Below are 12,397 nucleotides of genomic sequence, written 5' to 3' on the forward strand. Positions count from 1 at the left end.
CTCAGGATCGCGCCGCGGCGATCAGGTTGGACGAGGAGTAGCCGGCGACGGTCGGCAGCAGCACCACCTCACCGCCGTGTCTGCGCACGACGCCGGCCTCCGGCAGGTCGTTCTCGGTGTAGTCGCCGCCCTTGACCCACACGTCGGGCCGCAGCCGCTCGAGGGCCCGCTCCGGTGAGTGCTCGTCGAAGATCACCACGGCGTCGACACAGGCCAGCGCCGACAGCACCCGGGCCCGGTCCTGCTCGGCCATCACCGGGCGGCGCTGCCCCTTCAGCTCCCGGACCGACGAGTCCGAGTTGAGCAGCACCACCAGCGCATCGCCGAGTTGGCGGGCCTGGTGCAGCAGCCGGACGTGGCCGGTGTGCAGCAGGTCGAAGCATCCGCCGGTGGCCACCAGCGTGCCGCCACGGCGGCGCAGCCTGTCGCGCACCTCGTCGAGGTCGCCGGTCAGGGCGTTCGAATGGCCGGTGCCGGTGTGGTTCCCGCCGACGGGCGCCGCGCTCGACACTCCGACCGCGCCGCCGGTGGCCACGAACCGGCTTGCCGCCTCGACCGCGGTCGCAACGGCTGTGGGCACGACGTCACCGGCGCCGAGTGCGACGGTGGCCGCGATGGCGAACCGGTCGCCGGCACCGCAGGTGTCGCGGCGGCCGGTGGTCGCACCGGATGCGGCGGGCACCGGCACGTGCGTGCTGCCCGACTCGGTGGCCAGCACGGCGCCACCGGCGCCGAGGGTCACGCAGACCGCACCGGCCCGCCACCGCTGCCGCAGCCGCTCGGCGGAGTGCGCATCGCTGTCACCGCGTTCGGAGAAACGTTCCGCCTCGGCCTGATTGGGGGTGACCAGCCAGCAGCCCTGGGTCGGTGCGGCGCCGCGCGGGTGCGGATCCCAGACCACCGGAGTGCGTTCGGCGACGCGCGTCAGCAGTTCCCGCATGCCGGGGTGGGCGGTCACCCCGCGCCCGTAGTCGGCGACGCAGATCGACCGGGCGCGGTCGAGCACCTCGGCCACCTCTGCGGGCAGGTCACCGCCTGCGGCCGCGCCGTCACCGTGGTCCAGGCGCAGCATCGACTGGCCGCCGGCCCGGATCCTGGTCTTGCACACGGTGCTACCCGTCATGGGCAGGGCGACCACCCGGACCCCGGCCGCGTCGAGCAGGCCGGTGAGTGCGCGTCCGTCGGCGTCGTCGGCGACCGGCGTCACCAACACCACGTCGCGATCCACCCGGGCCGCCAGCACGGCGGCGAGACCGGCGCCGCCGGGGCGGTGCCACACCCGCTCGGCGTCGACCACCGGTACCGGCGCCTCCGGGCTGAGCCTGGTTGCGCTGCCCTCGATGTCGACGTCGAGCATCGAGTCGCCCACGATCACCACCGGTTCAGTCATGGTTGCTCCCCAGCAGTTCGGCGTCCAGCGCGATGCACAGTCCGTGCACCAGCATCAGGTGGATCTCCTGGACGGTGGCGGTGGTGCCCGCCTCGACGCAGATCGCGTCGTCGCACATGGCGGCCAGTGGATTGGGTGCGGGACCCGCCAGCGCCCAGGTGGTGAGCCCGTTCTCGTGGGCCGCCTTGACGGCGGCGAGGACGTTGGGACTGGTGCCGCTGGTGGACAACGCCACCAGGACGTCACCTGGCCTGCCGTGCGCCCGCACGCCGCGGGCGAACATCTCGTCGATGCCGTAGTCGTTGACGATCGCGGTGAGCGCCGACGTGTCGGCATGCAACGATATGGCCGACAACGGGATTCGCTCGTCCTTGAAGCGGCCGACGATCTCGGCGGTGAGGTGCTGCGCCTCCGCGGCGCTGCCTCCGTTACCGCATGCCAGCAACCGGCCGCCGGCGGTGAGCACGCCGGCCAGGTGGCGGCCCCACGCAGTGACACGTGGCGCCTCGACCCCGATGCGGTCCACGGCATCGGCCAGCGCGGAGATGTGTGTCTCGATCACGGCGTACCTCCCAGTCTGTCGACGGCGGCCAGCAGGTCGGCATCGGCGATGCCGTCCAGACAGGGGTGCCCGGGCACGGGACACGTCCTGGCCCGGGTCAGCCGGCACGGCGCCTGCTGATCGCCGAGCCGGATCACGTTGCGGCCGTAAGGGCTCCACTGCGATGCGGGCACGACCGGCGCGAAGAGTGACACCACAGGAGCGCCGACGGCGGCGGCCAGGTGCGCAGGCCCGGTGTTGGGTGTGACCACGACCGAGGCGTGCGCATACACCGCGCCGAGGGTGGCCAGTGTGGTGCTCCCGCCGAGGTCGGTGGCGCCGGCGACGGCCACCGCAGCGGTGAGTTCACGCTCCCCGGGGTCTCCGGTGACCACGACACGATGACCGGCGGCCCGCAGCGCCGCCACCATGCCTGCGCTGCGTTTCGCCGACGGCCGGCGGGCAGGCACGGCGGCGCCGGGATGGAACACCACGAACGGCCCGTCGTCGACGACGGCGGCGAGGTCGCCGGGCAACTCCGTCTGCCGGACCATGAGGGCGCCGTCGTCCCCGGCGGGCAGTTCGCAGCCGCCCGCGCGGGCCAGCGACAGCGCCCGTTCCGGTTCCGGAATGCCCGCGGGCACATGGTGGCGCAGGTCGAGCAGGGTCCCCGGGTAGTCCTCGCAGATCGCGCCGACCCACGGCACGGCCGCCATCCGGCAGATCAGCGCCAGCGGCAGCGGCGACTGGTGAAACGACGTGAACACGAACACCCGGTCCGGGCGGATGTCGCGCAGCTGCTTCACCAGCGACTCGACGTGATCGGACGTCAGTCCCGGCGAGTCGAAGTCCACCCACGGCGCCTGCCATTCGACGATCTCGTCGAGGCCGGGCAGCAGTTCGGCGGCCGCCCGTCCGCGCGGACCGCAGAGCATCGTCACCGCGTCGTGTGCCGCGGCCACCGCGCGCACCGCGGGACCGGTGATCAGCACGTCGCCGGCGCTGTCCAGCCTGGCCACCAGCGCGGTGCTCATCGGCAGTCCCGGAGGACGAGGTCGACGGCGTCGACGAGGGTGGGCGCCACCCGGGCCCGCGAGCGGGCCTCGACGACCTCGTGGGGCAGGGTGCGCTGCGTCGGCACCAGCACTGCGTCGGCATCCGCGGACAGAGCCGCCGCCACGTCACCGCCGGTGTCGCCGATCATCACGCACCGCGCGGGATCCACGCCCAGCGCCTCGGCCGCCGCGCGCACCATGCCGGGTGCCGGCTTGCGGCAGCCGCAGCCGTCGTCGGCGTCGTGGACACAGACCTGCCACGAGTGGAACGGCCCGAGCTCGGCGTCCACCCTGGCGTTGACGGCGTCCAGCTCTTCCGTGCTGATCAGCCCCTTGGCCACCCCGGACTGATTGGTGACGACGGCGAGCAGCAGTCCCTTGTCGCGCAACCGGTCCAGCGCGGCCGCCGCACCGGGCATCGGCCGCACCCCGGCGGGATCGTTGAGGTACGGGCCGTCCTTGATGATCGTGTCATCGCGGTCCAGCAGCACCGCCAGCGGCGGATCCCGGCGCGCCCCGCGGAACGTCCACTCGCCGCGCAGCCGGTGCCCCACGGCGACCGGCGGAATCAGTATGCTGGTCAACGCCATTCGGCCGGCTTCCGGCAGAGTGCGCGGTCCGGCCGAGAAGCGGCGGATCGCGAACTCGGCGGTCAGCGCGGCCCACGCGGCACCGGCCCACCGCGCCGTGCGCCACCGGCGGCCGAGCAGCGCGCCGGTCGCACCCACCAGTGCGGCCGTCGTCGCGGCGTGCAGCGGCAGCCGTCCACGGCCCTCCCCCACGGCTACCCGCCAGGTCCGGCCGTGCTTGCGGCGCATCAAGGCGTTGTCGCGATTGCCGATCTGTGCGCGCACGCTGCTCATCAGGGTCGCCTGCGCCACCGGATGGGTGGACCGCCTGCTGCCGACGACGATGGTGTCGCCGCGCTGGGTGATGCGCAGCGCCAGGTCCGAGTCCTCGCGGTAGGCCCGCGGAAAGCGGTCGTCGAACCCACCGACGGCGACGAGCGCGGACCGCAGGTAGGCCATGTCGGCGGTGATCCAGCGGGCGTCCGCCAGTCGCTGCGTGCGCTTCTCGTCGTCGGTGGCGCGACGGCCCGGCGTCGCGGGCACCTCGATCACGGCCTGCGAGCCCGCGGCGCCCTCGCCGTCCGCGGCGGCCAGGTCCTCGGCGAGGCGCTCGAACCAGTCGGATTGGGGCAGCACGTCGTCGTCGACGAAGCAGATCCAGCGCGCCCTGGTGCCGCGCCAGCCCACGTTGCGGGCGGCAGCGGGACCGCGGCCGCCGCTGCGCAGCACCGTCACCGGCAGTGCGGCGTCGAAATGCAACGCCGGATGCGGGTCCGGCCGGTCGTCCACCACCACGATGTCGGTGGGCTTCGCACCGGTCTGCCCGTCGAGTTCGGCCAGCAGCCGGTGCACCGACGGCCGGCCGATCGTCGGGATCACGACGGCGAAGTCGTCGCTCCTCACCGCGGTCTCCGCACCAGGAAGGGCCCGATCGCCAGCACGTCGATCGGCGAGCTGCCGAAGCACTCGAGGGCGTCGCGCGGACTGTCGACCATCGGCCTGCCCGCGGTGTTGAAGCTGGTGTTGACGACCACCGGTACCCCGGTGCGCTCGGCGAACCGGCTGATGGTGGCGTGCAGCACCGGCTGATCGCGGTCCACGGTCTGGATGCGGGCGGTGCCGTCGACGTGCGTGACGGCCGGAATCCGGTCACGCCACTGCTCGGCGACGTCGTGGACGAACAGCATGTACGGGCTGGGAATCGGCCCGCCGGAGAAGATCTCGGCCGCACGCTCGGTGAGCACCATCGGTGCGACGGGACGGAACTGCTCGCGGCCCTTGACGTTGTTGAGCCGTTCCAGGTTGTCGATGCGGCGCGGGTCGGCGAGCAGCGAGCGCGATCCCAGCGCCCGCGGCCCGAACTCCGAGCGGCCCTGAAACCAGCCGATCAGCAGGTCGTCCGCCAGGGCGTCACCCACCGCCGCAGCGACATCGGCGGGCCGCTCGAACGGCACCGCCGCCTCGCGGAGCACGGCCTCGATCTCGTCATCGGACCAGCCCCGGCCCAGCGCCGCCGACGGCATCGGTGCGATCGGCTCACCCGCCTCGCCGGCCAGTGACAGCGCCGCGCCCAGCGCGGTGCCCGCGTCCCCCGCGGCCGGCTGCACCCAGACGTTGCGAAACCCGCTGCGCTGAAAGATCTTCGAGTTCGCCACGCAGTTCAGCGCAACACCGCCGGCGAGGCAGAGGCTGTCGCTGTCCGTGCGGGCCCGCAGCCAGCCGGTCAGCTCGAGCAACACCTCCTCCACGACGGTCTGCACGCTGCACGCCAGGTCGGCGTGCTCGGGCTCGGGCCGGGCCAGTGCATGGCCCTTGCCCGCGCCCGCCTGGCGTCGAGGCGTGAACGAGTCCCAGTCGACGGGTTCGGTGCGGAATCCGCCGTCTCCGGTGGCGTAGACCAGTTCTCGGAACCGGTCGGCGAAGCGCGGCGTCCCGTAGGACGCTATGGCCATCACCTTGTACTCGTCGCTGGACCGGGTGAAGCCGAGGTGCTCGGTGAGCTCCTCGTAGAACAGACCGAGCGAATGCGGCAGCGCCTGTGTGGCCAGCACATCGATCTTCTGGTCGCGGTAGCTGCCGGCCAGCATCGACGTCCGCTCGCCACGACCGTCGACCACCAGCACCGCGCAGTCCGGGTACGGCGACGCCAGTGCGCTCGAGGCGGCGTGGGCGACGTGGTGGCGTACGTAGCGCACGATCCCCGGATCCAGACCGGGCAGCGCGCTCTGCAGGAAGCGCGGCGCCCGCTCGGCGTAGAGGGTGCGAAGGTATTCCCAGTCGCGGTCCAGACCGGCGAGATCCGTTGTGCTCTCGTCCATCAGGCGGGGGTCGTAGGAGTACCCGACGGCGTCGAGGTCGGCAGGGGTGAGCCCGGCCTGCTGCAGGCACCAGCGCGCCGACTGCACCGGCAGCTCCCAGGTCGAGAACGGCACCGCCTGCTTGCCGTGCTTGCGTCGGGAGAAGCGTTCCTCCTCGGCGGCCGCGACGATCTGTCCGTCCACCACCAGGGCCGCTGCGGGATCGTGGAACACCGCGTTGATTCCAAGGATACGCACGAGCTCCTCTAGACTCTCGAACCTGACTGCAGGACAACGGATCCGTCGATGGCATCTGTTTTCTGCCGACGGAACCACTCGACGGTGCGGGCCAGGCCGTCCCGGTGGCCCACCTGCGGTCGCCAGCCCAGCCTGTCCTCGGCGGCGGTGATGTCAGGGCATCGCCGCTGCGGGTCGTCCTCGACGGCGGGCAGGAAGTGGATCTGCGATTCGTCACCGGCGAGGTCGCGGATGAGTTCGGCGATGTGCAGCACCGACAGTTCATGGGAGTTGCCGATGTTGAACGGGCCTGCGTGGTCCGAACGGGCGAGTGCGATCAGTCCGGCCACGGTGTCGTCGACGTAGCACAGCGAGCGGGTCTGACAGCCGCTGCCGGTGACCGTGATCGGTTCGCCGGCCAGTGACTGGCGGCAGAACGTCGGCACCATCCTGCCGTCGTCAGGACGCATGCGCGGTCCGTAGGTGTTGAAGATGCGTGCCACCCCGACGTCTGATCCGCGGTCACGCCGGTAGGCGAACGTCAACGCCTCGGCGAACCGCTTCGCCTCGTCGTAGACGCTGCGGGGACCGATCGGATTGACGTTCCCCCAGTAGGTTTCGGCTTGAGGATGCTCGAGGGGGTCGCCGTAGACCTCGCTGGTCGAGGCGAGCACCAGCCGCGCCCCGCACCGCCCGGCGAAGTCCAGCGCGTTCGCCGTTCCGATCGCGCCGGTGCGCAGTGTGTGCACCGGCAGCCGCAGGTAGTCGGCGGGCGACGCCGGGGAGGCGAGATGGAACACCGTGTCGACGGCCGCGGCCGGCACGGTCAGCGGCTCGTTGATGTCTGCCTGCACGAACCGGTAACCGGGCCGGTCCAGCAGCAGCTTTTCCGCATCGTGTGCGCTCGTCGACAGGTCGTCGACGCAAGTGACCTCGGTCCCCTCGGCCAGCAGGCGTTCGCAGAGATGGCCGCCGACGAAACCGGCTCCACCGAGCACCACGACCCTCTTCAGTTCACGCATCATGCGCAGGTACCCCCGGTTTGATCTTGGAAACGCCGTTTGCACCCGGCCGCCCGCCCACGTCGAAGAGTCGCTGGCGATGCTGGAAGGCGGCCGAGGCGGTCATCCGGACGACACGCTCGAGGTGGTCGGAACGGTGACCGGCATCGCAGGCGCCGGGATGAGCCGATCGTAGATGCGCAGGGTGTCGCCGGCGATGCGGTCCCAGGAGTAGCGCGCCCTGGCCCGGTCGCGTCCCGCTGCGCCGAAACTCTGCCGCAGGAAATCGTCGTGCAGAAGGTGATTCACCGCATCGGCCACCTCGCCGGGACGCTTGGGCTGCACCAGCCGGCCGGTGACGTCGTGCACGATCGTGTCGAGCATCCCGCCCACCGCCGAGGCCACCACCGGGATGCCGCAGGCCATCGCCTCGAGCGGCACGATGCCGAATGGCTCGTACCACGGGGTGCACGCCACCACGTCGGCCGACCGCAGCAGGGCAGGCATGGCCTCACGTGCCACGGCGCCGTGGAAGTGCACCCGATCGGCGACCCCGAGTTCGACGGCGAGCTGACGCAGTCGACGCGCCTCGGGATCGGCGTCGAGGCCGGCCACATCCGGGCCGCCGACGATCACCAGTTCGGTGTCCGCGATCGCAGGCAGCGCACGCACCACCACGTCGAATCCCTTGCGCGGGACGAACCTGCCGACACTGACGATGCGGTGCTTCGCGCCCTTCTCGGCGCGGGGCCCATCCGGGGTGAACAGGTCGAGGTCCACACCGCAGGGCACCACCGAGATGCGGGACCGCGCCCGGCCCAGCCGCATCAGTTCGAATACCTCGTCGGTACAGGTGGCGGCCACCCAGGTGGCGGTACGCGCCACCATCGCCTCGAGCTTGAGCCGATCCTGCGGGCTGGTGTCCTTGACACCCTGGTGTCTGCGCTTGACCACCCCGAGCGCGTGGAAGGTCTGCACGGCGGGCAGATCGAGGTGGCGGGCGGCCAGCTGGGTGGCGATGCCCGACATCCAGAAATGGGCGTGCACCACGTCGGGCCGGTCGGCCGACCACTGCTCGTCGAGGTACTGCGCGAACGGGCCCATGTGGGCCAGCAACTCGTCCTTGGGCAGCCGTTCCGGCGGACCGGCGGGCACGTGCACGACGGTGTAGCCCTGCGGCGTCTCGACCCGTTCCGGCAGATGCGGGTCGTCGCGACGGGTGTAGACGGTCACCTCGTGCCCGCGGCGGAACAGCGCCGCCGACAACGCCGCGACGTGGACGTTCTGACCGCCTGCATCCACGCCGCCGAGCGCGGCCAGCGGGCTGGCATGTTCGGAAACCATCGCGATCTTCATCGCAGGTCCTCCTTCGAGATCACGCACAGACCTCGTCGACCAGGGCATCCCAGTCGGCGAGGAAGCGATCGAGCGCGAAGTGCGCCGCCGCGAAATCACGGGCCGCCTTACCCGCCGCGGTGGCCGCGGGCAGATCGGTGACGAAGCCCTCCAACGCGTACGCCAGCGTCTTGACGTCCGCACTCACCACTCCCGCCTCGGCAGGCACCACCAGTGGCGCCATCGTCGAGGCCACCGCCACCACCGGCATGCCGAGGTACATCGCCTCCACCAGCGACAACCCCAGCGACGTCCAGCGGGCGGTGTGCACGTAGACCCGACGGCGTGCGACCTCGGGCAGGAGCGTCGCGGTGGGCACGTCGCCCATGCCGCGGACGCCGGGCCACCGCTTGTCGTCCAGCGCGCAGGTGTCGATGCCCCACACGTCGACGGGCGCGTGCGCGCCGAGTTCGGGCAGCAGGTCCGCGCCCACCGTGCGCCACCGCCGCAGCGGTTCGTTGATCATCGTCGCCGCGGCGGGGATCTCCCCGCTGTACAGCGCGCCGAGATCGGCGATGCCGTGGTCGATGACCCGCGTCGGGGCGCGGCCGCTGTCCCACATCAGCTGGTTGAAGTCGGTGACGTGGACGACGGGGATGTCGGAGCGGTCGGCCATCGGGTGCACGCTGTCGACCGCCGAGGGCCGCGGCGCGTTGTGCTCGACGTACACCGCGGGTACGTCGACGCCCGGCTGGCGGCCCAACCAGCGCGCCGCGAGGTCGACTTCCTCCGGCCGCTGCAGGACCACCAGGTCGACGTCGCGGTCACCCAGCTCGTCGAGCGGAACTTCCTGCGCACGCGGCCAATTGCGGCCGAGCAGGCCCTTGCCGTCGGCGTCCTTGGCGGGGCTGACGGGTATCAGGTAGCGGTGCGGACCGGCCACCAGCGATTGGGTCCACGATCCGTGCACGTGCCAGACGAGCAGCACACGCGCACGGTCGGTCATGCGGCGACGGTTATCCGACCCCTCAGGGCCATAAACGTCGAACGTTAGAGATTTCGCAAAGCGACCGGGCCGGGTTCGCAAAGTGGATTTCATCGGCGCGACAGGTCGTTTCGACCAGCTGGGGACGGATACCCGACGCATGGACATCGACGCCCCGACGCGAGGAGAACACGTGACTGAACCCGAAGGCGTCATCGCCTATCCCGGCCGGACGGCGGACATGGACCGGGCGCCGCGCGACGAGATGCGCGACTACGTCGGCCGCGACCTGCTCGCCGGCAAGCGGGCGCTGATCACCGGAGGCGATTCCGGCATCGGCCGCGCCGTCGCTGCAGCGTTCGCCAAGGAGGGCGCGGACGTCGCCATCGCCTATCTCGACGAGGACGACGACGCCCGCCATACGGTGTCGCTGGTGGAGGCGGCGGGCCGGCGAAGCGTGCTGCTGCCCGGCGATCTCGGTGACGCCCAGCACTGTCGGGATGTGGTGTCCCGCACCGTCGATGAGTTCGGCGGCCTCGACATCCTGGTGAACAACGTCGCGTATCAAAATCCCACCGAGGACTTCACCGATATCAGCGACGAGCAGTGGCGGCGCACCTTCTCGGTCAACATCGACAGTTATTTCCGGGTGACCAAGGCGGCGCTCGCGCATTTGCCCGACGGCGGCGCCGTCATCAACACCGGATCGATCAACGGCCTGCGCGGCAACAAGACACTGATCGACTACTCGGCGACCAAGGGCGCGATCCTCGCGCTCACCTACTCGCTCGCACAGTCGTTGGCGGATCGCAGGATTCGAGTCAACTGTGTGGCGCCCGGTCCGGTGTGGACACCGCTGATCCCGGCCACGATGGATGCCGAGAAGACCGAATCCTTCGGTGAACAGACGCCATTCGGCCGGGCGGCGCAACCCGACGAGATCGCGCCGTCGTACGTGTTCTTCGCGTCCGGCACGATGTCGTCGTACTACAGCGGCGAGGTGCTCGCCCCGATCGGTGGCGAGACGCTTCCGGGCTGACGCAGTGGTCAGCGCCCGCACAGCCGACCAGCAGGCGCGACGGGTTTACCCGCAGCGGTCCTCGGGAACACTGCGTCCGTGGGGACGTGCCCCGTCGTGAACACTCACGATCAAGTCGGAAGGTGAGTATGACCGAGAAGAACAGTGGTCCCGAAGAAGGCATCAAGGGCGTCGTCGAGGACGTGAAGGGTAAGGCCAAGGAAACGGTCGGTACCGTCACCGGACGTGACGACATGGTCCGCGAGGGCAAGGCCCAGCAGGACAAGGCGGACGCACAGCAGGACGCCGCGAAGAAGGAAGCCGAAGCAGAGTCGGCCCGCGCAGGCGCCAAGACAGCCGAAGAACGGCAGAAGTCCGAGCAGTAGAACGGACACACGAAAGAGGCCCAGCCGATCGGCTGGGCCTCTTTTGTGCGTGCGGTCAGCCCTAGCTGCTGGGGGTCTGCCGCGAGGTGTCGGGGTGCTCGGCATGCCAGCGCTCCTCGATCCCCCGCACCCGGCGGTGCTCGACGAGGAACCAGACGCCGGAGACGACGAACACGACCGCCGAGATGGAGCCCAGGATCACGCCGACGTCACCATGGCCGCTGGCGGTCGCGGCCAGCGCCCCCACGAACGCGGCCATCGCGATGCCGAGCAGGATGAGTGCCGGCAGGTTCTTGGTGTCCTTCATCGTCTCGCCGGCATGCGGACGGGTGGTCCGTGCGTGGTCGACGGGGTCCTCAGGGCTCTTCATGGTGACTCCTTCAATCGAATGCGGTGACGGCACGCGAGGTGGCGGGCCGTTTCGTCAGCCGAACACCGGTCCGGCAAGGGCCGGCGTGCTGGTGGTGAGCACGAGCAGCATCAGCGTGAGCAGGACCCACCCGGCGCCCTGCCAGGCCCACGACGCCTCGTTGCGCCGCCAGCTCTGATATGTGCGCACGAATGCTCGCAGCCCGCCGAGCAGCAGGATGGCCGGCGCGCCCATGGCGAGCATGGTGCGTTGCGGGGCTCCGCAGGCCAGGGCGTCGGCCACCGAGCCGCTGCAGGTGCTCACCCAGACGGCGGCGACGGCCAGAAACCCTGCTGCGGCCACCGCGACGACGAGCGCGAAGCGCAGGGCGTCACGAACACCGGCCTCAGCCGAACGCAGCTCGTTGGGGTTCTGCAACACGCCGGGGATATTCCCTGACCAGCGACGGGATAAACCTCAGGACCGCACGCGCAGGTGTGCCGTCAGCAACAATCGGTCGTATTCACCGCGCGCCGGCAGCGTCTCGTCGTACTGCAGCGCGAGGAAGTCCTCGGCGATCTGCTCCGACAGCGTCCGCAGCTTGACGTTGGTCTCCTGGGAACGCCACTTCAGCAGCTCGAACGCCGACTCGGCGGTGATCCGGTAGACCACCATGAGCATGCCCTTGGTCTGTTCGATCGCGCCGCGGGCCTCGGCGATCTCCGCCACCGCTTCGGTGATGCCCTCGTTGTGTGACGGGGTGACGTCGACGTAGAAGCCGTGGGTGCCGATCACCGCACCGAACTCGCCGTGCAGGTGGTCGCCCACCACCACGACGTGATGCACCTCCCCGTGCGTGTCGATGATGCGGTGCCGCGTACTGAACGCGCCCGCGGTCCGCCGGATCTCGTCGAGGGTGGCCGCAACCTCCCGGTAGTCGTCGGGGTGCTTGTGCGACAGCACGAGCGCGGTGGTCGGCTCCGCGGTGCCGGGCTCGTAACCGTGCATCCGCTCGACCTGGGGCGACCATTCCCAACGTTCGTCGTCGAAGTAGAACCGGAACCAGCCGACCCGCTGCGACTGCCCGCTCGCGAAAGCGTGCTCGAGTGGGGCCATCCTCCCGTCGCCGTCGGCCAGCTGATCGGTCATGACCTGCAGATTATCGCTCGGTGTGGACCGGGAAATTCGTTCCGACAGCCAGAATGCGCATCGTTTTGTGGATATGGATCACTTG

Annotated in this window: 13 protein-coding genes; 2 read left to right on the forward strand and 11 right to left on the reverse strand. The window is 70.6% G+C overall.

The window, feature by feature from the left end:
* Window position 1 precedes the first annotated feature (1 nt).
* From rfaE2 to ACPCHZ_RS12170, 8 genes are all read right to left on the reverse strand, one after another.
* Window positions 2-1,390, reverse strand: coding sequence for a D-glycero-beta-D-manno-heptose 1-phosphate adenylyltransferase (gene rfaE2, locus ACPCHZ_RS12135; RefSeq protein WP_423484979.1), 1,389 nt, complete (start codon window positions 1,388-1,390; stop codon window positions 2-4).
* On the reverse strand, window positions 1,383-1,952 hold the full coding sequence (locus tag ACPCHZ_RS12140; RefSeq protein WP_423484980.1) for a D-sedoheptulose-7-phosphate isomerase: 570 nt from the start codon (window positions 1,950-1,952) through the stop codon (window positions 1,383-1,385). The genes rfaE2 and ACPCHZ_RS12140 overlap by 8 nt, the downstream gene beginning before the upstream one ends.
* Window positions 1,949-2,965 carry a glycosyltransferase family 9 protein gene (locus tag ACPCHZ_RS12145; RefSeq protein ID WP_423484981.1) on the reverse strand — a complete coding sequence of 339 codons (1,017 nt, stop codon included), beginning with the start codon at window positions 2,963-2,965 and terminating at the stop codon, window positions 1,949-1,951. Before ACPCHZ_RS12145 ends, ACPCHZ_RS12140 begins: the two co-directional genes overlap by 4 nt.
* Complete coding sequence (locus ACPCHZ_RS12150; protein ID WP_423484982.1) at window positions 2,962-4,458, reverse strand: HAD-IIIA family hydrolase; 1,497 nt, start codon at window positions 4,456-4,458, stop codon at window positions 2,962-2,964. The genes ACPCHZ_RS12145 and ACPCHZ_RS12150 overlap by 4 nt, the downstream gene beginning before the upstream one ends.
* A complete protein-coding gene (locus ACPCHZ_RS12155; protein WP_423484983.1) occupies window positions 4,455-6,110 on the reverse strand; it encodes a carbamoyltransferase in 1,656 nt (551 codons plus the stop codon). Before ACPCHZ_RS12155 ends, ACPCHZ_RS12150 begins: the two co-directional genes overlap by 4 nt.
* Window positions 6,111-6,118: 8 nt before the next feature.
* Window positions 6,119-7,111, reverse strand: coding sequence for an NAD-dependent epimerase/dehydratase family protein (locus tag ACPCHZ_RS12160; RefSeq protein WP_423485368.1), 993 nt, complete (start codon window positions 7,109-7,111; stop codon window positions 6,119-6,121).
* Between the two features lie 102 nt (window positions 7,112-7,213).
* Complete coding sequence (locus ACPCHZ_RS12165) at window positions 7,214-8,446, reverse strand: glycosyltransferase (RefSeq protein ID WP_423484984.1); 1,233 nt, start codon at window positions 8,444-8,446, stop codon at window positions 7,214-7,216.
* A gap of 19 nt (window positions 8,447-8,465) precedes the next feature.
* Window positions 8,466-9,431: a glycosyltransferase gene (locus tag ACPCHZ_RS12170; protein ID WP_423484985.1), complete on the reverse strand. Its 966-nt coding sequence runs from the start codon at window positions 9,429-9,431 to the stop codon at window positions 8,466-8,468.
* Between the two features lie 139 nt (window positions 9,432-9,570).
* On the opposite strand from ACPCHZ_RS12170, the gene ACPCHZ_RS12175 reads away from it, so the two are divergent.
* Both ACPCHZ_RS12175 and ACPCHZ_RS12180 read left to right on the forward strand, forming a co-directional pair.
* A complete protein-coding gene (locus tag ACPCHZ_RS12175; protein ID WP_423484986.1) occupies window positions 9,571-10,449 on the forward strand; it encodes an SDR family oxidoreductase in 879 nt (292 codons plus the stop codon).
* 128 nt (window positions 10,450-10,577) lie between these two features.
* A complete protein-coding gene (locus tag ACPCHZ_RS12180) occupies window positions 10,578-10,814 on the forward strand; it encodes a CsbD family protein (protein WP_269893937.1) in 237 nt (78 codons plus the stop codon).
* Window positions 10,815-10,875: 61 nt separating this feature from the next.
* On the opposite strand, the gene usfY is transcribed toward ACPCHZ_RS12180, so the two are convergent.
* From usfY to ACPCHZ_RS12195, 3 genes are read right to left on the reverse strand one after another with little or no spacing between them, the layout of a single operon-like run.
* Entirely contained in the window at window positions 10,876-11,184 is a 309-nt protein-coding gene (gene usfY / locus ACPCHZ_RS12185) for a protein UsfY (RefSeq protein ID WP_364972020.1), read from the reverse strand.
* Between the two features lie 54 nt (window positions 11,185-11,238).
* A complete protein-coding gene (locus ACPCHZ_RS12190) occupies window positions 11,239-11,604 on the reverse strand; it encodes a hypothetical protein (RefSeq protein WP_364972023.1) in 366 nt (121 codons plus the stop codon).
* Between the two features lie 36 nt (window positions 11,605-11,640).
* Entirely contained in the window at window positions 11,641-12,312 is a 672-nt protein-coding gene (locus ACPCHZ_RS12195; RefSeq protein WP_364972026.1) for a PAS and ANTAR domain-containing protein, read from the reverse strand.
* Between the last annotated feature and the right edge of the window lie 85 nt (window positions 12,313-12,397).

Source organism: Mycobacterium sp. NPDC050041, assembly GCF_049541695.1.
GTDB lineage: Bacteria > Actinomycetota > Actinomycetes > Mycobacteriales > Mycobacteriaceae > Mycobacterium.